The organism is Rhodoferax sp. GT1R46, from assembly GCF_056521285.1.
On sequence record NZ_JBWMBC010000006.1, the window covers coordinates 12317 to 30887 of the forward strand.

The window sequence follows — 18571 nt, forward strand, 5'->3', positions numbered from 1 at the left end:
ATTCATGGCTGTGTCATGGGATTGGGTTGCTGCAGTAGCGGGCGCCGGATTTTTATTCTGGGCGGGGTGGAGACTGGGGGCTGGAAACAGGGCCGCCAGTATCGGTGACTTGCCCATTGAAGCGGTGTTGGACGGCCACTCCGACGCATCGCAAGGGCTGCGCGATGCCATCTTTTCCAAAGTGTTCAATCTGGTGCCGGAGACGCTCACGATCACCCGCATTGCAGACGGCCGCTTTGTGGAAGTTAACCGCAATTGGGAAGCCATGACGGGTTTCACCTACGAGGAGGCGATCGGTCGGACCTCCAATGAACTGGGGGTTTGGGTCGTGCCGGAGCAGCGCGACCGTATTATCCAGAGCATTCGCCGTGACGGCGAGGTGCGTGATGTGGATGTCACTTTCCTGCATAAACAGGGGCATCCCTACTACAACAAGGTGTCTGCCAGCGTCTTCGATGTCGCTGGCGAAAAATACATGATGCTGGCCGTGCAGGACGTGAGCGCTCAGCGCGCGGCACAGCAGCAAATACTCGAGCTCAACCAACAGCTGGAAGCTCGCGTGCGCCAGAGAACTCTCAGTCTGGAGCAAGCCAATGTCGAGTTGGCGGATGCGCTGGGAACGCTGGAGCGCGCCAAGGACGAACTGGTTCGTTCCGAAAAAATGGCAGCACTGGGCTCTCTGGTGGCGGGAGTCGCCCATGAACTCAACACGCCCATCGGCAATAGCTTGACCGTGGCGACAACATTCGAGCACCGCGTCGCTGAATTGGCGCAGGCCGTGGAACAGGGGCTGCGGCGATCAACGCTGGATCAGTTCGTTGCCGACGCGCGCCTTGGGGCTGAGGTGCTGGTACGTAATCTCACCCGGGCCGGTGAACTGGTTCGCAGTTTCAAGCAGGTGGCCGTGGATCAGGCGAGCGCACAGCGGCGGCGCTTTGTATTACTGGAGGTGGTATCTGAAATTCTTGTGACGCTGAATCCAGCGATCCGCAAGTCAGGCTGTGCTGTCAGGGTGAATATCGATCGTGCTCTGGAAATGGACAGCTATCCGGGTCCGCTGGGGCAAGTCTTTTCGAATCTCATCGTCAATGCAATGACCCATGGTTTTGCGGAGGGTAGCGCCGGTACCCTTCAAATAGCCGCTCGTGCACTGGATTCGCAGGAAGTAGAAATCTTGGTCAGCGACGATGGGGCTGGCATCGATGCGGAGAACATCAAACGGGTATTCGATCCCTTTTTTACCACCCGTCTCGGCCAAGGGGGCTCAGGCTTGGGTCTGCACATCGTGCTGAACATTGTCACCTCGGTAATGGGGGGCAAGGTGGATGTAAGCAGCCATCCAGGTCAGGGCGCAACGTTTTCGTTGCGTCTGCCGATGCGACCCCCTGAAGCGGGTCAGGCGGCCTGAATTTCCAGCACGACCGGCGCGTGGTCGCTGGGGCGCTCGTTCTTGCGCGGAGTTTTGTCGATGGTGCAACCCGTCGCCAATCCTTTGAGCGGGTCGCTGACCAGAATGTGGTCAATGCGCATGCCGCGGTTGCGGCGAAAGCCGAAATCCCGGTAGTCCCACCAGGAGTAGCTTTTCTCGGGCTGTTCAAACAGCCGATAGCTGTCGTGCAGACCCAGCGCGATCAGTGCACGCAGGTGGTAGCGTTCTTCTTCGGTGCAATGGATGGTGTCTTTCAGCCCGATGGGGTCCCACACATCTGCATCATCAAACGTGATGTTGTAGTCGCCCATCAGAATCAGATTGGGATGTCTGGACAACTCGTCCTTCACCCAATTGCGCAGGCCCTTGAGCCACTCCATCTTGTATTCAAACTTGTCGCTACCCGGAGCCTGGCCATTGGGGAAATAGGCGCCGATGACCCGAATGTCTTGTGGCGTCGCATCTGATGCGGATGGCAGCGCATAGGTGGCAGCGATCACGCGGGACATATCGTCAGAAAATCCGGGGATGTTTTTGACCACATCGTTGGGGGGCGTGCGCGACAGCAGCGCCACACCGTTGTACGTTTTCTGTCCAAACCACTGTGCGTGGTAGCCCGCGGCCTGGAATGCGGCCGCTGGAAACTTGTCGTCCGTCAGCTTCAACTCTTGCAGTGCCAATACATCAACCGGGTTCGCAGCGAGCCAGTCCAGAACCTGTGGCAGTCGGACCGTGAGGGAATTAATGTTCCAAGTGGCAAGTTTCATTATTTTTACAGGTATTTAGAGCGCTAGCCCCCGCTGAGCATGCGTGGGGAGCTATCAAATGTGTAGCGCGGCCAGTATGCCGACCACCGTGCCAATGGCGCCGCCGGCGAACATGCCGTATTCCAGCCACTTTTTCTTGGTCAGCAGGGCAATGGCTGCGAGTGCAATGGAGACCTGCAGCACGGTGGTTGCCTGCGCCCAGCGGTGGTGCTGGTGCATCTGCTCTTCGCTTTGGTGATCCCACGTGGTGGCTTCTGCTTCCATCTTCTCGGCGCCCAGCTTGATCTCGCCCTTTTCCTTTTCGTAGCGGTCTACTTTGGCCTGGTAGGTCTCTTTTTTGTCGGCTGGCGCGAGGTCGCGTGCCAGTTCAGCCAGAGACTGTTTGGTGCTTTTGGCCTGAAAGAAATTCCACTGGTTGGAGGCTTCCGTCTTCTTGATCGCCGCGTTGTTTTTGTAGAGCCCGGCGTTGGCCTGGGTGGCTCCTCCCATGTACGAGAAGAGGGCGCCCACTGTCGCAATGATGGCGGTGAACATGGCGATCTGGTTGATCATGCCGCCCCCACCATGGCTGCCGTGGCCACCCTGCTGTGCGTGTTCGATTTCATGGTCGTGGGGGCCGTGTACGTGGAATCCATCTGAAGACATATCAAGTACCTTTGTTGTGTTGGTAGGTCACGAAGCTGAAAGGCAGCCCGTTGACCGAGGTGTGGCTGTCGCGGGTGGTTTCAACCCACTGCGGCCCGAAGGGGGGAGCGAAGGCGTCGCCTTCAAAGTCGGCGTCAATCTCGGTGACCACGGCAGAGTCGGCCAGCGGAAGCGCCAAGGCATACAGCTGGGCGCCACCAATCACCCAGACGACAGCATTTTGCTCACAAAACTGTAGCGCCTCGTGCAGGCTGTGTGCGGGCTGGGCGCCATTTTCCTGCCAATCTGTCTGACGCGTTACCACCACATTCACGCGCCCCGGCAGTGGCCTGAAACGGGCGGGCAGTGAATCCCAGGTCTTGCGGCCCATGATGACCGGGCAGCCCAGGGTGACCCGTTTGAAATGGGCCATGTCTTCGGGCAGGTGCCAGGGCAGGGTATTGGCATTGCCAATCACTCCGTTGCGCGCACGCGCAAAAATCAGATGTAGTTTCATGTAATCAGCGCGACGCGCTAGACCGCTACTGTCGCTTTGATGGCGGGGTGGCATTCGTAGCCCAGCACTTCAAAGTCCTCGTATTCGTAGTCGAATATCGACGCCGGCTTGCGCTTGATCTGCAGCGTGGGATAGGCGAAGGGCGCGCGGCTCAGTTGCAATTCCACCTGTTCATGGTGATTGCTGTAGATGTGGCAGTCGCCACCGGTCCAGATGAAGTCACCCACGTCCAGATCACATTGCTGCGCCACCATGTGCGTGAGCAGTGCGTAACTGGCAATGTTGAAGGGCACGCCCAAAAAAATATCGGCGCTGCGCTGGTACAACTGGCAACTCAGTTTGCCTTTGCCACCCGGCTCGTTGGCCGGGGCCACGTAGAACTGAAAGAATGCGTGGCAGGGCATGAGCGCCATCTTGTCCAGGTCGGCCACGTTCCAGGCGCTGACAATGATGCGGCGCGAGTCAGGGTTGGACTTGAGGGTGTTGATGACTTGGGCAATCTGGTCAATGTGGCCCCCATCCGGTGTGGGCCAGCTGCGCCATTGCACGCCATAGACCGGACCCAGGTCGCCGTCGTCACGCGCCCACTCGTCCCAGATGCTGACGCCACGTTCTTTCAGCCAGTTGTTGCTACTGGAGCCAGTCAGAAACCACAGCAGTTCCTGAATGATGGAGCGCAGGTGGACCTTCTTGGTGGTGATGAGCGGAAAACCTTCATTCAGATCGAAGCGCATCTGGTGGCCAAACACACTTTGGGTACCGGTGCCGGTGCGGTCGGCTTTGAAAACGCCGTGGGTCTCCACATGGCGCATGAAGTCTTCGTATTGCGAGCGGATGGGGCGATCGGGTGTGGATGGTGTCATGTGGGGCCAGGGCTGCGGGTTAACGCGGAATTTTAGTGGGAAGCTGCCGGCAGAGTTACAGTAGTGCCCTGATCCTACGCATACAAGGTGACTGAAATGAAAAAAATTGTTACTCTGGCCTTGCTGCTGCTGGCCACAGCGAGCCACGCGCAATCATCCACTTCCAAAAAGGACCTGGTTGCCCGTATCCTGGTACTGCAACAACCGGCGATCGAGCAGACCGCGCAAATGCTTGTCGAGCGTCCCGCGCTGCAATTGCAGCAGCAAGCCGGTGTGGCATTGCAAACCCGCGTGGCGCCTGAAAAGCGTGAGGCGGTGGCAAAACAGGTCCAGCAGGATCTCAAGCAATATGTGGATGAGGTGAGCCCTCTGGTCCGGCAACAGGCCGTGAAGCTGGCGCCATCGACCATTGGCACGCTGCTGGATGATCGATTCACCGAAGAAGAACTCAAGCAGTTGATCGCCATCATTGAGTCGCCGCTCAATCGCAGATACATGCAAATGGGTGGCGAATTCCAGAAGGCCCTGGGTGAAAAGCTGGTGTCTCAAACGCAGAGCCTGGTCATGCCGAAAGTCAGTGCGCTGGAACAGGTGATAGCTAAAGACCTCGGCTTGCCACCACCGGCCGCGGCCAAAGCATCTGAACCAGCCGCCAAGCCGGCGAAGAAATAGGGTTGTAGCCCCCGCGAAATATGCGTGGGCAGCTACTTAATTGATAGCACCCGCCCTGGGTTCATCCGGTTCTGTGGATCCAGCGCCTGTTTGATGGCGCGCATCATACCCAGTGCTACCGGCGATTTGTGCTGCTCCAGCTTGTCACGCTTAAGGCTGCCTACGCCGTGCTCGGCGGAGATGGAGCCGCTGAATTGATCGACCATGTCGTACACCACGGCATTGACGCCTTTTTCCTGATCCTTCAGGAAGGCTTCCGCATCGCAACCTTCGGGTGCTTGCACGTTGTAGTGCAGGTTGCCGTCGCCCAAGTGGCCGTAGTTCACCAGCCGCACGCCCGGGAAGGCTTTTTGCAGCAGTTCGTCTGTGATACGAACAAACTCGGGAATGCGTGACACCGCAATCGAGATATCGTGTTTGATATTAAGGCCTTCCTGCGCCTGGGCCAATGGAATGCTCTCGCGGATGTGCCACAACTGACGCGCCTGGGTGATGCTCTCGGCCACCACCGCGTCGGTGACGCAGCCTTGCTCCATGGCGGCTTCCAGCAGGTGCTCGAACGAGGCGCGCGCATGGGTTTCAGACTCGTGGTCCGAGTTCTCCAGCACCACGCAGTACGGAACGCTTTCAAAAAGCGGCACCTTTTGCTGTGGGAAGTGTTTAACCACCAAACGCAGGGCAAACTGGCCCATGACTTCAAAGCCTGTCAGGCCCGAGCCCAGATGGCGATGCGCCAGGCCCAGCAGTTCGACTGCCGCGTCCAGCGACGGAACCGCGGCAAAAGCGGTGAGTTGCGACAGGGGCAGGGGATACAGCTTCATGGTGGCCGCCGTAATGACACCCAGCGTGCCTTCCGAGCCAATCATCAGGTGGCGCAGGTCATACCCGGTGTTGTCTTTGCGCAGACCCGAGAGGCCATCCCAGATATCGCCCTGCGGCGTCACCACTTCAAGGCCCAGGCACAGCTCGCGGGTGTTGCCGTAGCGCACGACTTGCGTGCCACCTGCGTTGGTGCCCAGATTGCCGCCAATCGTGCAACTGCCTTCGGAAGCCAGGCTCAAGGGAAACAGGAAGCCTGCTTTCTCGCAGGTTTCCTGAATGGTCTGCAGCACACAGCCCGCGTCGACCGTGATGGTGAGGTTGGCGCCATCGAGTGCACGCACCTGGTTCATGCGCAGCAGGCTCAGTACCACTTGCGTGCCACTGGCATCGGGTGTGGAGCCCACGACCATGCCGGTGTTGCCGCCTTGGGGCACGACGCTGACGCCTGCAGTCGCGCACGCTTTGATGACCGCCGCCACTTCGAGGGTGGACGCGGGGCGCACCACCGCCAGCGCCTTGCCGCGCTCGCGTTTGCGCCAGTCCTGTTCAAAGGCGCTCAAATCGCCTTCGGTCAATACATTGGCTGGGCCAACGATTTGGCGCAGTGCATCCAGCAGTGTCGCGTGTTCGGTCATGGTGTCGAGTCGGAGGTTTCAGTCAGGCGGGAACTTTTTCTGCTTCCCAGGCGCATGCGCACATGCAGCACGCAGGCGGCAAAAAGCGTCAAGCAAAGAACAATTTCGACCATGGCCAGGGCGTTGCCCGGTGCTTTGTCGCTCCAGGCGCGCACGACGCCTTCGATGAAGTAGAGCCATACCAGCAGACTGACCCAGCGGTAGGTATACATGCGGTTCTTGAGCAAGCCCGCCAGGGGAATGCACAGGGGCAGCGCCTTGAGCGCCAGCCAGGAGCCACCGGGTCGCAGGGGCGCAAGCACCAGCTCCCAGCTCAGCGCCAGCGCGATGAGGCCCAAAAGACTTCCCACCGCGAGCCATCGGATGAGTTTTACGGTGTTTGCGGTATCGGTGGGTGTGTTCATGTCGGTGGCATCATAGCGGCATGCAAGCATTTCAGCGTTTCCAGGGTTGGCTTCAAGACGCCGCCCATATCCCGTGGTTTGAGGCTGTCTACACCCTGCGCGAGCGGTTTAGGGAAGACCGTCTGGGCTTGACTGCCAGTAGCCTCACTTTTACCACCACCATTGCTCTGGTGCCCTTTATTACGGTCGCGCTGGCGGTATTCACCGCGTTTCCGATGTTCGCCAAGTTTCAGGATGTGCTGCAAAAGTGGCTGATAGAAAGCCTGGTGCCAGACAATATTGCGCGCCAGGTGCTGGGCTACCTCAACCAGTTCGCAGGCCAAGCCAATAAGCTGGGTGTGGCCGGGCTTGCCGTGCTGCTGGGCACGGCGCTGGCTCTGATATTCACCATTGACCGCACGCTCAACAGCATCTGGCGCGTGCGCACGCCCCGGCCGTTTGGGCAGCGCGTGCTCATTTACTGGTCTGCGATCACCCTGGGTCCTTTGTTGCTGGGTGTGAGTCTGAGCATTACTTCCTACGTCGTGTCTGCCTCCAAAGGCGTGGTGGGCGGACTGCCGGGCGGCGTGACGCTGATTCTGGATTCGCTGCAATTTTTTCTGGTGGCCGGCGGCATGGCGGCCATGTTTCACTATGTGCCCAACACCCATGTGCGCTGGGGGCACGCCTGGATGGGCGGATTGTTCGTTGCTAGCGGGATGGAGTTGGCCAAAAAAATACTTGCCTTGTACCTGAGCAAGGTACCTACCTATTCGGTGGTGTACGGCGCGTTTGCCACGGTGCCGATTCTGCTTGTCTGGATCTACGTGGCCTGGGTCATCGTGCTGCTGGGCGCTGCGCTGACGGCCTATGTCCCGAGCCTGATTGCCGGCATTCCGCGCAGGCGTACCGGGCACGGTTGGCAGTTTCAGTTGGCGCTGGAGGTCTTGAAGCAACTGGACCAGGCCAGAGATCAATCTGAAAAAGGAAAGACCACCAGCCAGTTGTGTTCTGCACTGCAGACGGATGCGCTGCGGCTTGAGCCAGTGTTGGAGGCCGTGATGGGTATTGACTGGATTGGTCGGCTCAGTGAAGGTGGGGCTGTGGAAGCCGAGGCGCGCTATGTGTTGCTGGTGGATGCCCAGCAAACCGCGTTGGAGCCGCTGATTCGCACCCTGTTGCTGCCACACAGCCCGGTGACTGAAAAATTATGGAAAAACGGCCGCTGGCCCACAAGCAGCCTGCGTGACGCGCTATGAAAGTTATAGCTTTACCTTGCCCGTCCAGATGTCTTTGTACATCACCCAGTCGCCCATGAAACTGTAAAGGGGTCGTTTGAAGGAGGCGGGTTTGTTTTTCTCAAATCCGAAGTGGCCGACCCAAGCGCATCCGTAGCCACACAGCAACCCATATAAAAAGTATTGCGGCTTACCGGTGATGGCCAGCATGGACAGACATACCAGGGTCAGCGTGGAACCGACAAAATGCAGGCGTCGGCAGATCCGGTTGCTGTGCTCGCTGAGGTAGAAAGGGTAAAACGCATCAAAGGTGCTGAAGCTGCGTGGGTCTATGCCCTGGCCGGCGGTGCTGCTGGTGTTCATGGTTTGTCTCCTGTTTTTTTGCAGTCTAAGCGATCAGTCAAAAAATTTACCGGCGCACTCAGGTTTGCAGAAAATCCCGAATGGCAGACAGCGTTTCTTCCGGCGCCTCAGTCATCTGGTGGTGGCCTACCGGTAGATGGGTGATCTGCACGGACTTGCCAGAGGCGCGTGCTTTTGTAATCAGGGTCTGAGCGGCCTTGGGCAAGGTCATCTGGTCTTGCGCACCCAACAAAAACAGTACGGGGCAGGTGATTTTCTCGATCGCGGCTTCACCGTTTACATAGCTGTCGCACGCCTTGAATCCACGGTGGAACACGTTGACTTTTGCGTTGCTGGCCAGTACGCGGCCCCCCAGTGCCATTCCCAGGCCATACACCCATGTGCCAGGGCCCAGCGCGGAAGGGGGCGCGGCCAGCGTGCTGCGGGAGAACACGTTGATCATGGTCAGGGCTTTTTCGGGCTCGTTCAGTGACGCCTCAATCAGCACCGGGGACACCTTCATCGGGAAGGCGGTGCCCACCAGCACCAGGTGGGTGATGCGGTCTTTGAGTCGGGACGCGGTCTCCAGTGCGATGAGCGAGCCCCAGCTGTGGCCGACCAGCGCGGCTTTTTGCACGCCAGCTGCGTCCAGCAAGGCGCCTATGAAGGTGGCGGCTTCTTCGACGGTGGAGGGTGCTTCGCCGGCGCTTCGGCAGTGCCCGGGCAGGTCCACTGCCAGCACATTCCAACCATGGTTGGCCAGGTAGCGGCTTTGCAAAATCCAGACGCTGTGGTCATTGACCACTCCGTGGATGAACACCACAGTGGGCTTGGCCGCATCAAAGGGCTTGCCGCCGGTGTAGCAATAGCTGGGAGCGCCATTGACGGTGAGTTCCATCATGCACCTGCCTTTTCTGCGGCTTTCAATGCGCGCTTCAAGTCGTCGATCAAATCGTCCGAATCTTCCAGCCCGATGGACAGGCGAATCGTGCCCTGGGTGATGCCTGCACCGGCCAGCGCCTCGTCACTCATGCGGAAATGCGTGGTGCTGGCAGGGTGAATCACCAGACTGCGGCAGTCACCCACGTTGGCAAGGTGACTGAATACTTTCAGGGTCTCGACGAATTTTTTGCCTTGTTCCCGAGTGCCCTTGAGGTCAAAGCTGAAAACCGAGCCTGCGCCCTTTGGAAGCAGCTTTTGCGCCAGCGCGTGGCTGGGGTGGCTCTCCAGCATGGGGTGGCCAACGCGACCCACAAAGGGCTGGCCGGCCAGAAACTGCACCACGCGTTCGGTATTGCTCATGTGGCGCGTCATGCGCAGCGACAGGGTCTCTATGCCCTGCAAAATCAGCCAGGCAGTGTGCGGACTCATGCAGGCACCAAAGTCGCGAAGGCCTTCCCGGCGGGCACGCAGCAAGAAGGCTCCCACGGTGCTTTCTTCGCTGAAATTCATGTTGTGAAAGCCATCGTAGGGCGCCGCCAACTCGGCAAATTTTCCGCTCGCGGCATACGCTTTGGCCCAGTCAAAACTGCCGCCATCCACCACAATGCCACCAATCACGGTGCCGTGGCCCGACAAAAATTTGGTGGCCGAGTGGTAAACCAGATCCGCCCCCAGTGCCAGCGGTTTCATGAGCCAGGGGGAGGTGAGAGTGGAGTCCACCAGCAGGGGCAGGCCCGCGTCGTGCGCAATGCCTGAGATGGTGGGAATGTCCAGCACATCCAGCCCGGGGTTGCCCACGGTCTCGCCAAACAACAGTTTGGTATTGGGGCGAATGGCCGCTCGCCATGCTTCAATATCGCCCGGCTTCACAAAGGTTGTTTCGATGCCAAAGCGGCGCATGGTGTAGTGCAGCAGGTTCTGCGAGCCGCCATACAGCGCAGTGCTGGCCACAATGTGCGAGCCCGCGCCCATTAGTGTGGCAATGCTCAAGTGCAACGCGGCTTGCCCGCTGGCGACGGCAATGGCGCCAATGCCGCCCTCCAGTGCAGCCACACGTTGCTCCAGCACCGCGTTGGTGGGGTTGCTGATGCGGCTGTAGACGTGTCCTGCACGTTCCAGGTTGAACAGCGATTGCGCATGCTCACTGGACTCAAAAACAAACGAGGTGGTGAGGTGAATGGGCACAGCCCGCGCGCCAGTGGCGTCGGGAACGGCGCCTGCGTGCAGGGCCAGTGTGTCGAATCCGGGGTCAGCGTAGCCGGGCATAGGGTTCTCCGGGGTGTAAAAGATGGTGCAACTGCGCGATTGTGGGCTATATTGAGTTCACAAAATCCAATCATGTGTCAAGAGGAAGAATCATGAAAGTCAGCGACATCCTTCGCGTCAAGGGCACCACGCTCTACACCATCACACCAGAAGATACGCTGGCAGATGCTGCCACTTTGATGGCGGAACGTGATATTGGCTCCCTGGTCGTTATTTCTCACGGACTGGTCGTGGGAATGCTCACCTTTCGCGAGGTCATTCAGGCGGTAGTGAAAAATGGGGGCTCGTTCGACGCCACAACGGTTTACCGTGCGATGGATTCGGGGCCACTCATCTGCACCCTGGAAACCGATATGGATGAAGTGCGACGCATGATGCTGGATCGCCATGCCCGCTACATGCCGGTGATGGACAAGGGCATGCTGATGGGCGTCATCAGCTTCTATGATGTGGCCAAGACCGTGGTGGACAGCCAGAACTTCGAGAACAAGATGCTCAAGGCCTACATTCGCGACTGGCCCGACGAAGATAATTCCGCGTCGGGCTGAAACGTCAAACGCTGAGCAAGGGCAGGCTCCGCTGGCGCTTGCCAGTCAGTGTGAACAACGCGTTGGCTACCGCGGGCGCCAGAGGGGGTACACCCGGTTCACCGACGCCACCGGGGTGGCGTTCGCTGGGCACAATCCAGGTTTCAACAATCGGTGATTCTGCCAGCTTGACCATGGGGTAACTGGGGAAACTGCTTTGTTGCACTGCGCCGTCGACAATGTCGATCCGGCTATACAGTGCGGCGGTCAGGCCGAACACGACGGCCCCTTCCATTTGCTGGGCCACGATGCCGGGGTTGACGACGGTGCCACAGTCAATGGCACAGACCACCCGATGCACGCGCGGAGTTTTGCCGTCTTGCAAGGAAACTTCGGCTACTTCTGCCACGATGGAACCAAAAGACTCATGCAACGCGATGCCGTGGGCATGCCCTGCAGGCAGAGCTTTGCCCCAGCCCGCTTTGTCTGCCGCCAGGTTCAGTACGGCGAGATAGCGCGGCGCCTGCGCCAGCAGCTTGCGCCGCAAGGCCAAAGGGTCTTGTTGCGTGGAAGCGGCCAGTTCGTCCACAAAGCTTTCTGAAAAGAACGCATTGTGGGAATGGCCGACCGACCGCCAAAAGCCCACGGGGACGCCCATCCGGGTGGCCGCATGCACCATCTTCTGGTTGGCAAAGCCATAGGGCAAATCAAACAAACCTTCCGCGGTTGTTTTGTCGGGTGTGTCGAACGGGCCAGATAGCGCAGGAATACCGCGCGCCATCCAGCGCGGGGTGATGGCGTCGCCGGCAGATGCAATGCGCAGGCCGGTCACGTTTCCCTGGGCATCCAGGCTACCCGTGAGCTGCGCCACATGCATGGGGCGATAGAAGTCATGGGTAGTGTCCTCTTCGCGGGACCAGATCAGTTGCACGGGCTTGCCACCGGTTTCCATCGCCACACGCACGGCCTGACCCACCGAGTCCACTTCCAGTCGCCGGCCAAACCCTCCTCCAAGCAAGGTGACATGCAGTGTGACGTTTTCAATATCCACACCTGCTACCCTCGCCGCAAGCGCGCGGGCCATTTGTGGCACTTGGGTCGGAGCCCACACTTCCACCTTGCCACCCGCCACGACGGCGGTGCAGTTCATCGGTTCCAGTGTGGCGTGTGCAAGGTAAGGCGCGCTGTACAGGCTCTCAATCTTGCGGGCTGCCTGTTGTTCGGCCTGCGCAATGTCGCCCCTCTCATGAAATGTATGGCCATCCGGGCTTTTGACCGCAGCTTCCAGCGCGTCGCGAATTTTGGCGGAATCCAGATTCCCTGCCGGACGCGGTAGCCACTTCACATCGGCTGTCAGGGCTGCCTGCTGCGCCTGCCACCAGGTCGTTGCCACCACGGCAAAGCCTTCGGTTGACTCCCCGTACGAAGCCAGCCGAACCAGGCCCTGCACCCCTCCCATTGCCAAAGCGGCCTTGTCGTCCAGTGTGCCGACCGAGCCACCAATCATGGGGCAGTGGCGCACAGCGGCAAACAGCATGCCCGGCAGGCGCACATCCAGACCATACTGGGCTGTGCCATTGATTTTTGCCGGAATGTCGGCACGTGGCGCCGATTGACCAATCAGCTTCCAGTCTTTTCGCTCTTTGAGCGCTACGTGGGTTGGCCGAATGCCCGCTGCGGCCTGGGCCAGTTCACCGAAATGTGCGGACTTCCCGCTGGCATGGGTTACTGCACCGTCCTTAATCTGCAACTCGGCCAAAGGAACTTTCCATTGGGCCGACGCCGCCTCCAGCAAGCTGGCCCGCACGGTCGCAGCAGCCATGCGCACGACGTCCCACGCGTCAGCGACGCTGGACGAACCACCGGTGGCGTTAATGCCCAGTTCACGGGCAATCTTGCCTACCATCCATTCGCCAACCCGGACTTTTGCCGGTTTTTCGCCGCCTTCCGAATCCAATGGATGAAAGGGCAGGCTGCCTACCAGCATGGCCACATTGCCATAGATCTTGTCAGCGCTCGCTTGCTCCAGGCGCACGGCGCTCAGCGGCAGGTCCAACTCTTCTGCGACCAACATGGGCAGTGCGGTGTGCACGCCCTGGCCCATTTCGCTGCGGGGCATGGCCATCACGACCTGGCCGCTGCTGGTGATCTTGATCCAGCCGTTGAAGGCCACCTCGCCGGATTGCAGCGCCATCAAATCTCCGCTGCCCATGCGCGAGCGTGCCGGCATAACCCCCCACCCAACTACCAGCGCTCCCGCAGCGCCCGCAGCGCTCAACAACCATGTGCGTCTTTTCATGCTTGCTTCTCCAGGGTCGAGGCACTGGCGACGGCCGGTGCGCCGGCCAATTCGGCTGCAGCGCGGTGAATGGCGGCGCGCACGCGTGGATACGTTCCACAGCGGCAAATGTTGGTCATCGCGGCATCAATATCCGCATCGGACGGTTTTGGGGTGCGGGCCAGTAAAGACGCTGCTGCCATCAGCATGCCGCTCTGGCAGTAGCCGCACTGGGGTACTTGCTCGGCAATCCAGGCCTTTTGCAGGGCGTGGGGTTTTTCGGAAGTACCCAAGCTTTCGATGGTGTCTATGCGCTTGCCGGCTACAGCAGACAGGGGCATCACACAGGAACGAACGGCCTGCCCGTCGATGTGCACAGTGCACGCGCCGCACGCGGCAACGCCACATCCGAACTTGGTACCTGTCATGTTCAGGACGTCTCGCAGAACCCATAGCAAGGGCATATTGGGGTCGGCTTCGGTTTGCAGCGATTTGCCGTTGATGGTCAATTGCACGTTTAACTCCAGATGTGAACTGGACGCAATATAGCGAAAATCCCGTGTTTTGGCAGAGCCGTCGGGGATAATCTGCAACTATGAGCGGCAATACTTTTGGAAATCTCTTCGCAGTCACCAATTTTGGTGAATCCCACGGCCCAGCCATTGGCTGCGTGATTGACGGCTGTCCTCCCGGAATGGACCTGTGCGAGGCCGACATCCAGGCTGACCTGGACCGTCGCCGCCCAGGCACCAGTCGCCACGTCACTCAGCGCAATGAACCCGATGCGGTGCAAATATTGAGCGGCGTCTACCAAGGCAAGACCACTGGCACACCCATCGCGCTGCTCATTCAGAACACCGATCAGCGCAGCAAGGACTACGGCAATATCCTTGAATCGTTTCGGCCCGGTCATGCCGACTACACTTATTTTCAAAAGTACGGCATTCGCGATCCGCGGGGCGGTGGTCGCTCCAGCGCCCGTCTGACCGCGCCGATGGTGGCCGCCGGTGCGGTAGCCAAGAAGTGGCTCAAAGAAAAATACGGCACCGAGTTCCGTGGCTGCATGACACAGATCGGCGATACCGTGATTCCATTCGAATCCTGGGACCATGTGCCTAACAACCCGTTCTTCGCGCCAGTGGCCGATGTGCAGGCGCTGGAGGACTATATGGACGCCCTGCGTAAGGCAGGGGACTCGTGCGGCGCGCGCATCCGCGTGAGCGCATCGCGCGTACCGGTGGGGTTGGGTGAGCCCCTGTTTGACAAGATGGATGCCGATATTGCCTACGCGATGATGGGCATCAATGCGGTCAAGGGTGTGGAAATTGGCGCGGGCTTTGCCAGCGTCGCACAGCGCGGCACTACGCATGGTGACTCACTGTCGCCGCAAGGCTTCATGGGCAACAACGCCGGTGGTGTTCTGGGCGGCATTTCTACCGGCCAGGACCTGGAAGTGAGCATTGCCATAAAGCCCACCAGTTCCATCATCACGCCGCGCGATTCGATTGACGTGGCGGGCAACCCCACACAAGTGATTACCAAGGGTCGCCACGACCCCTGCGTCGGCATCCGTGCGACACCCATCGCTGAAGCCATGCTGGCGCTGGTGGTGATGGAGCACGCCTTGCGCTACCGCGCCCAGTGCGCGGACGTGCACACCACCTTGCCCCCCATCGCAGGCCAGGCGTAAACCAAGCTTATCCACCCTTCGGAGAGTCCATGAAAACAGCGCTCATTCTCAACGGTCCCAACCTCAATCTGCTCGGCACCCGTGAGCCGCAGGTCTATGGGTCGCAAACACTGGCCGATGTCGAATCGCTGTGCGAGCGCGCCTGCGCTGCCAACGGCTTCGCGCTGGATTTTCGCCAGACCAATCACGAAGGCATGCTGGTGGACTGGCTGCACGAAGCAGGGCGCTTGCAGGCGGCCGGCACGCTGGCCGGCGTGATCTTGAATGCGGGTGCCTACACCCATACCAGTGTCGCTCTGCACGATGCCATCAAGGGCACTGGCATCACGCTGATTGAACTGCATATCAGCAATGTGCACGCCCGCGAGGCGTTCCGACACCACTCCTATATTTCACCGGCCGCCAAGGCGGTGATGGCAGGGTTCGGGGTCAATGGGTATGCGCTGGCAATTGCCGGTTTGGCTGGCATGCAATAGAGCCGCGGCGCACAATCCAAGCACTTTAGGCTTCGCACTGACCTCAATATTGCAGAGCAGTCGATTTGCCCCAAAAAATCCGGTAGGCAAAAACCGTGTAGCCAATGATCATTGGCAATACGACAACCACGCCGTAAAAGATAACTCGCAGTGCCTCAGTCGAACTGGCCGCCTGCCAGATAGTGACCCGGTCGACTACAAGCCACGGGAACAGGCTGTAAGCGAGTCCATAAAACGCCAGCAAGAATATGCCAACCGTGCTGGCGAAGGGAACCGCTGCGCCGTATTGGTTGCTTTGTGCCAAGCGGGTGGGCAGCCGCTTCAAGCTGCGGGCGATCACGATGAAAAGCGTCAACGTGACAGCCGGTATCGGCAACAGCAGTATGACGTTGGGGAAGCTGAACCATTTCTCAAAAATACGCGTACTCACCAGCGGCGTTGCCAGCGAGATTGCCAGTACGCCCGCCGCGGTAAACCACAGACTGCCCCGTGCCCAGGCAACGGCTTTGAGTTGCAGTGTGCCTTCGGATTTCATGATGAGCCAGCCGGCGCCCAGCAGACAATAAGCAGCCACCAGGCACAGGCCGATCAGGCTGCTGAAGATGGTGCTCCATAAGTTGCCCTTGAAGCCGGTGATCAGGCTGCCGAGCATGAAACCCTGGGACCAGCCGGCCAAGAGTGAGCCTGTATAAAACGCACGGTCCCAGAGCGGCTTGTGCTCGGCGCGGGCCTTGACCCGAAAATCAAACGCCACTCCGCGCAGTGTGAGTGACACCAGCATCAATGCCACTGGCAGGTACAGTGCGCCCAAAATGACACCATGCGCCATCGGAAAGGCGACCAGCAATACGCCCACGCCAAGCACCAGCCAGGTCTCATTGGCGTCCCAAAATGGGCCAATGCTGGCAATCATGTTGTCTTTCTGGGTCTCGTTGTCAGCTCTGCGAAGCAGTATGCCAACGCCCAAGTCGTAACCATCCAGGATCACGTAGGCCAGCATGGCCAAGGCCATGACCAGTGCAAACACCAGTGGCAGCCAGCCAGCAGGCTGGCTCAGGTCGGGCATCGAATCAAACATGTTGTACTCGCATCGCGCCGGGCTGCGCAGAGTTGTCGATCACCGACCGTGAGGTCTCATGGGCGGTCGCTTTCTTGGCCAGGTGAAACACGACGGACACGTAGGCCGCCAAGAGCGCAATATAAAGCGTGAGGTACGTCACCAGCGTAAATGCAATGTTGGCAGCCGGCACGGTTGAGGCGGCCTGCGCCGCAGTCAACACCCCTTGCACCAGCCAGGGCTGTCGACCAATCTCGGTGACATACCAGCCCGCCAACAGTGCGATCCAGCCTGCAAAGGTCATCGCCACCAGCACGCGCGCCAGCCAGGGTTGAATGGTCTTGCGCCGGCTTAATTGCCACGCACCGAGCCAGCTCACAGCCAGCATCAACATGCCCATGCCCACCATAACCCGAAAAGCAAAAAACACGGGTGCCACGGGCGGGTGTTTGTCTCCGAACGCGTCTATGCCTTTGACCTCGCCGTTCCAGTCGTGTGTGAGGTAGAGCGACGCGAGCTTGGGTATCGCAATCTCGAACTTGTTAGTCTGTGTGGCGGCATCCGGTAGGGCGAACAGCACCGCAGCGGCGCCTTTTTCGGTCTTCCAGATGCCTTCCATCGCCGCAATCTTGGCGGGTTGGTGCTGTAATGTATTCACGCCATGCATATCGCCCACTACGATCTGTATAGGGATCAAAAACGCAGCGGCAAAAATTCCGGTTCGCAGGGTTGCCAGCACATCTGGGCCACGGTCGTTTTTGAGCCACCGATAAGCGCTGACTCCTGCCAGCAAGAAACCCACGGTGAGTCCTGATGCGATCAGCATGTGGGCCAGGCGGTAGGGGAACGAGGGATTGAAAATAACCTCCATCCAGCTTGTCACGTGGGCCTGACCGTTGATCATTTCAAAGCCTGCTGGTGTGTGCATCCAGGAGTTCAGCGCCAGAATCCAGAACGCTGACAGGGTAGTTCCCGCTGCTACCAGAAACGTAGCTCCGGTGTGCACCCTTTCGCTCACGCGTCCGCGACCAAAAAGCATGATGCCCAGCATCGTGGCTTCCAGAAAAAAGGCCGTAAGAACTTCGTAGGCCAGTAGCGGTCCGGCCACATTTCCCACGGTGTTCATGAAACCTGGCCAATTGGTTCCAAACTGAAAGCTCATGGTGATACCACTCACCACACCCAAGGCGAAAGTCAGGGCGAAGATCTTGACCCAGAATTGGTAAGCATCCATCCAGTGGCGTTGCCCCGTCGCGACAAAACGGGACTTGAAGAACAGCAGCGCCCATCCCATCGAAATACTGATGGTGGGGAACAGAATGTGAAAGGTCATGTTGGCCGCAAACTGCATGCGGGCCAGTACGACAGGGTCAAACGTTTCCATCTTGATTTGCCTCAATGTGACTTACTTGTGCAGGTTCCGCATGGGGTGACAGGCTGAAAGCCTGCTTCACGCGGTCTTTTGCCTGGATGAGCTTTTGCACGGTGGAGCCCATCTTCATGAGACTTGCCAGCGTGGCAGAGTCCATTTTTTCCACGTCATCAAGCCAGTCGGTCATCAGCTCGATGAACGCGTGCATCTGACGCATGCGCTCTTGTGCATGGAAGTCTTCTGGCGCACTCGGTTGCTCCATCAGCGCATCACGTAGCATCGACAGCGTCGGGTCGATCTCTCGCTTGCGTCGTTCCTTTGCCAGCGTTCGAAAAATTACCCAGACATCTTCCGGGGCCTGGAAGTATTCGCGCCTGTCGTTGGGCTGGTGAATCAGGCGTACCAAGCTCCAGGATTGCAGTTCCTTGAGGCCCATGCTCACGTTCGAGCGCGAAAAGGCCAATGCCTCTCCCACTTCGTCCGCATTGAGCGGCTTGGCAGACACGTAAAGCAAAGCGTAGATCTGCCCGACCGTGCGGTTGATGCCCCAGCGGCTCCCCATTTCGCCAAAGTGAAGAACAAAGCGCTGGGTCAGAGGAGGTAGGTTCATCTGGTAATTTCTGAATTTTCAGTATTTTCCGAAAATTCAGAAACTTCAGTTCGTGCCTGTT

The 18571-nt window shown here is 59.0% G+C and carries 20 protein-coding genes; 6 read left to right on the forward strand and 14 right to left on the reverse strand.

Annotation, left to right across the window (positions count from 1 at the left end; translation table 11 throughout):
* Positions 1-4: 4 nt before the first annotated feature.
* Entirely contained in the window at positions 5-1408 is a 1404-nt protein-coding gene (locus tag AC097W_RS13610; RefSeq protein ID WP_479603127.1) for a PAS domain-containing sensor histidine kinase, read from the forward strand.
* Here the strand turns inward: AC097W_RS13610 and xth are convergent.
* Genes xth through AC097W_RS13630 form a run of 4 tightly spaced genes read right to left on the reverse strand, consistent with a single transcriptional unit; the run spans position 1396 to position 4200 of the window.
* Positions 1396-2196: an exodeoxyribonuclease III gene (gene xth, locus AC097W_RS13615; RefSeq protein ID WP_479603128.1), complete on the reverse strand. Its 801-nt coding sequence runs from the start codon at positions 2194-2196 to the stop codon at positions 1396-1398. The two genes, AC097W_RS13610 and xth, sit on opposite strands and share 13 nt — an antisense overlap.
* 54 nt (positions 2197-2250) lie before the next feature.
* A complete protein-coding gene (locus AC097W_RS13620) occupies positions 2251-2841 on the reverse strand; it encodes a DUF4337 domain-containing protein (protein ID WP_479603130.1) in 591 nt (196 codons plus the stop codon).
* A 1-nt stretch (position 2842) separates the two neighbouring features.
* Positions 2843-3337, reverse strand: a complete 495-nt coding sequence (locus AC097W_RS13625; RefSeq protein ID WP_479603131.1) for a dihydrofolate reductase — start codon at positions 3335-3337, stop codon at positions 2843-2845.
* Between the two features lie 17 nt (positions 3338-3354).
* The gene (locus AC097W_RS13630) at positions 3355-4200 is read right to left on the reverse strand and encodes a thymidylate synthase (RefSeq protein ID WP_479603132.1); all 846 of its coding nucleotides are present in this window, start codon (positions 4198-4200) and stop codon (positions 3355-3357) included.
* Positions 4201-4296: 96 nt separating this feature from the next.
* On the opposite strand from AC097W_RS13630, the gene AC097W_RS13635 reads away from it, so the two are divergent.
* Entirely contained in the window at positions 4297-4872 is a 576-nt protein-coding gene (locus AC097W_RS13635) for a DUF2059 domain-containing protein (RefSeq protein WP_479603134.1), read from the forward strand.
* Positions 4873-4904: 32 nt separating this feature from the next.
* On the opposite strand, the gene AC097W_RS13640 is transcribed toward AC097W_RS13635, so the two are convergent.
* Together AC097W_RS13640 and AC097W_RS13645 are read right to left on the reverse strand one after the other, a co-directional pair.
* Entirely contained in the window at positions 4905-6329 is a 1425-nt protein-coding gene (locus AC097W_RS13640; RefSeq protein ID WP_479603136.1) for an FAD-binding oxidoreductase, read from the reverse strand.
* Positions 6326-6733 (reverse strand): DUF2069 domain-containing protein, encoded by a 408-nt coding sequence (locus tag AC097W_RS13645; protein WP_479603138.1) that lies wholly within the window; start codon positions 6731-6733, stop codon positions 6326-6328. The genes AC097W_RS13640 and AC097W_RS13645 overlap by 4 nt, the downstream gene beginning before the upstream one ends.
* Before the next feature lie 20 nt (positions 6734-6753).
* Between AC097W_RS13645 and AC097W_RS13650 the strand changes: the two genes are divergently transcribed.
* A complete protein-coding gene (locus tag AC097W_RS13650; protein WP_479603140.1) occupies positions 6754-7971 on the forward strand; it encodes a YihY family inner membrane protein in 1218 nt (405 codons plus the stop codon).
* A gap of 3 nt (positions 7972-7974) precedes the next feature.
* On the opposite strand, the gene AC097W_RS13655 is transcribed toward AC097W_RS13650, so the two are convergent.
* Genes AC097W_RS13655 through AC097W_RS13665 form a run of 3 tightly spaced genes read right to left on the reverse strand, consistent with a single transcriptional unit; the run spans position 7975 to position 10500 of the window.
* Positions 7975-8313 (reverse strand): Mpo1-like protein, encoded by a 339-nt coding sequence (locus tag AC097W_RS13655; RefSeq protein ID WP_479603141.1) that lies wholly within the window; start codon positions 8311-8313, stop codon positions 7975-7977.
* Positions 8314-8371: 58 nt separating this feature from the next.
* The gene (locus AC097W_RS13660; protein ID WP_479603411.1) at positions 8372-9190 is read right to left on the reverse strand and encodes an alpha/beta fold hydrolase; all 819 of its coding nucleotides are present in this window, start codon (positions 9188-9190) and stop codon (positions 8372-8374) included.
* Positions 9190-10500 (reverse strand): O-acetylhomoserine aminocarboxypropyltransferase, encoded by a 1311-nt coding sequence (locus AC097W_RS13665; RefSeq protein WP_479603144.1) that lies wholly within the window; start codon positions 10498-10500, stop codon positions 9190-9192. The genes AC097W_RS13660 and AC097W_RS13665 overlap by 1 nt, the downstream gene beginning before the upstream one ends.
* Positions 10501-10592: 92 nt before the next feature.
* On the opposite strand from AC097W_RS13665, the gene AC097W_RS13670 reads away from it, so the two are divergent.
* Entirely contained in the window at positions 10593-11048 is a 456-nt protein-coding gene (locus tag AC097W_RS13670; protein ID WP_479603146.1) for a CBS domain-containing protein, read from the forward strand.
* Positions 11049-11052: 4 nt separating this feature from the next.
* Here AC097W_RS13670 and AC097W_RS13675 read toward each other — a convergent pair whose 3' ends face one another.
* Together AC097W_RS13675 and AC097W_RS13680 are read right to left on the reverse strand one after the other, a co-directional pair.
* A complete protein-coding gene (locus AC097W_RS13675) occupies positions 11053-13326 on the reverse strand; it encodes a xanthine dehydrogenase family protein molybdopterin-binding subunit (RefSeq protein WP_479603148.1) in 2274 nt (757 codons plus the stop codon).
* The gene (locus AC097W_RS13680; protein WP_479603150.1) at positions 13323-13820 is read right to left on the reverse strand and encodes a (2Fe-2S)-binding protein; all 498 of its coding nucleotides are present in this window, start codon (positions 13818-13820) and stop codon (positions 13323-13325) included. Before AC097W_RS13680 ends, AC097W_RS13675 begins: the two co-directional genes overlap by 4 nt.
* An 80-nt stretch (positions 13821-13900) precedes the next feature.
* Between AC097W_RS13680 and aroC the strand changes: the two genes are divergently transcribed.
* Both aroC and aroQ read left to right on the forward strand, forming a co-directional pair.
* Positions 13901-14995, forward strand: a complete 1095-nt coding sequence (aroC, locus tag AC097W_RS13685; RefSeq protein WP_479603153.1) for a chorismate synthase — start codon at positions 13901-13903, stop codon at positions 14993-14995.
* Positions 14996-15024: 29 nt separating this feature from the next.
* Positions 15025-15471, forward strand: a complete 447-nt coding sequence (gene aroQ, locus AC097W_RS13690) for a type II 3-dehydroquinate dehydratase (protein WP_479603156.1) — start codon at positions 15025-15027, stop codon at positions 15469-15471.
* Positions 15472-15514: 43 nt separating this feature from the next.
* On the opposite strand, the gene AC097W_RS13695 is transcribed toward aroQ, so the two are convergent.
* The 3 genes from AC097W_RS13695 to AC097W_RS13705 are packed head-to-tail and all read right to left on the reverse strand — an operon-like array spanning position 15515 to position 18510.
* A complete protein-coding gene (locus AC097W_RS13695) occupies positions 15515-16549 on the reverse strand; it encodes a cytochrome d ubiquinol oxidase subunit II (RefSeq protein ID WP_479603158.1) in 1035 nt (344 codons plus the stop codon).
* On the reverse strand, positions 16542-17912 hold the full coding sequence (locus AC097W_RS13700; protein WP_479603161.1) for a cytochrome ubiquinol oxidase subunit I: 1371 nt from the start codon (positions 17910-17912) through the stop codon (positions 16542-16544). The genes AC097W_RS13695 and AC097W_RS13700 overlap by 8 nt, the downstream gene beginning before the upstream one ends.
* A complete protein-coding gene (locus AC097W_RS13705) occupies positions 17899-18510 on the reverse strand; it encodes a GbsR/MarR family transcriptional regulator (protein ID WP_479603164.1) in 612 nt (203 codons plus the stop codon). The genes AC097W_RS13700 and AC097W_RS13705 overlap by 14 nt, the downstream gene beginning before the upstream one ends.
* Positions 18511-18571: the final 61 nt, after the last annotated feature.

Excerpts from the sequence above, each read along its gene's own strand:
- AC097W_RS13610 (WP_479603127.1), top strand. The coding sequence starts at position 5 with ATGGCTGTGTCATGGGATTGGGTTGCTGCAGTAGCGGGCGCCGGATTT.
- xth (WP_479603128.1), bottom strand. The coding sequence starts at position 2,196 with ATGAAACTTGCCACTTGGAACATTAATTCCCTCACGGTCCGACTGCCA.
- AC097W_RS13620 (WP_479603130.1), bottom strand. The coding sequence starts at position 2,841 with ATGTCTTCAGATGGATTCCACGTACACGGCCCCCACGACCATGAAATC.
- AC097W_RS13625 (WP_479603131.1), bottom strand. The coding sequence starts at position 3,337 with ATGAAACTACATCTGATTTTTGCGCGTGCGCGCAACGGAGTGATTGGC.
- AC097W_RS13630 (WP_479603132.1), bottom strand. The coding sequence starts at position 4,200 with ATGACACCATCCACACCCGATCGCCCCATCCGCTCGCAATACGAAGAC.
- AC097W_RS13635 (WP_479603134.1), top strand. The coding sequence starts at position 4,297 with ATGAAAAAAATTGTTACTCTGGCCTTGCTGCTGCTGGCCACAGCGAGC.
- AC097W_RS13640 (WP_479603136.1), bottom strand. The coding sequence starts at position 6,329 with ATGACCGAACACGCGACACTGCTGGATGCACTGCGCCAAATCGTTGGC.
- AC097W_RS13645 (WP_479603138.1), bottom strand. The coding sequence starts at position 6,733 with ATGAACACACCCACCGATACCGCAAACACCGTAAAACTCATCCGATGG.
- AC097W_RS13650 (WP_479603140.1), top strand. The coding sequence starts at position 6,754 with ATGCAAGCATTTCAGCGTTTCCAGGGTTGGCTTCAAGACGCCGCCCAT.
- AC097W_RS13655 (WP_479603141.1), bottom strand. The coding sequence starts at position 8,313 with ATGAACACCAGCAGCACCGCCGGCCAGGGCATAGACCCACGCAGCTTC.
- AC097W_RS13660 (WP_479603411.1), bottom strand. The coding sequence starts at position 9,190 with ATGGAACTCACCGTCAATGGCGCTCCCAGCTATTGCTACACCGGCGGC.
- AC097W_RS13665 (WP_479603144.1), bottom strand. The coding sequence starts at position 10,500 with ATGCCCGGCTACGCTGACCCCGGATTCGACACACTGGCCCTGCACGCA.
- AC097W_RS13670 (WP_479603146.1), top strand. The coding sequence starts at position 10,593 with ATGAAAGTCAGCGACATCCTTCGCGTCAAGGGCACCACGCTCTACACC.
- AC097W_RS13675 (WP_479603148.1), bottom strand. The coding sequence starts at position 13,326 with ATGAAAAGACGCACATGGTTGTTGAGCGCTGCGGGCGCTGCGGGAGCG.
- aroC (WP_479603153.1), top strand. The coding sequence starts at position 13,901 with ATGAGCGGCAATACTTTTGGAAATCTCTTCGCAGTCACCAATTTTGGT.
- aroQ (WP_479603156.1), top strand. The coding sequence starts at position 15,025 with ATGAAAACAGCGCTCATTCTCAACGGTCCCAACCTCAATCTGCTCGGC.
- AC097W_RS13695 (WP_479603158.1), bottom strand. The coding sequence starts at position 16,549 with ATGTTTGATTCGATGCCCGACCTGAGCCAGCCTGCTGGCTGGCTGCCA.
- AC097W_RS13700 (WP_479603161.1), bottom strand. The coding sequence starts at position 17,912 with ATGGAAACGTTTGACCCTGTCGTACTGGCCCGCATGCAGTTTGCGGCC.
- AC097W_RS13705 (WP_479603164.1), bottom strand. The coding sequence starts at position 18,510 with ATGAACCTACCTCCTCTGACCCAGCGCTTTGTTCTTCACTTTGGCGAA.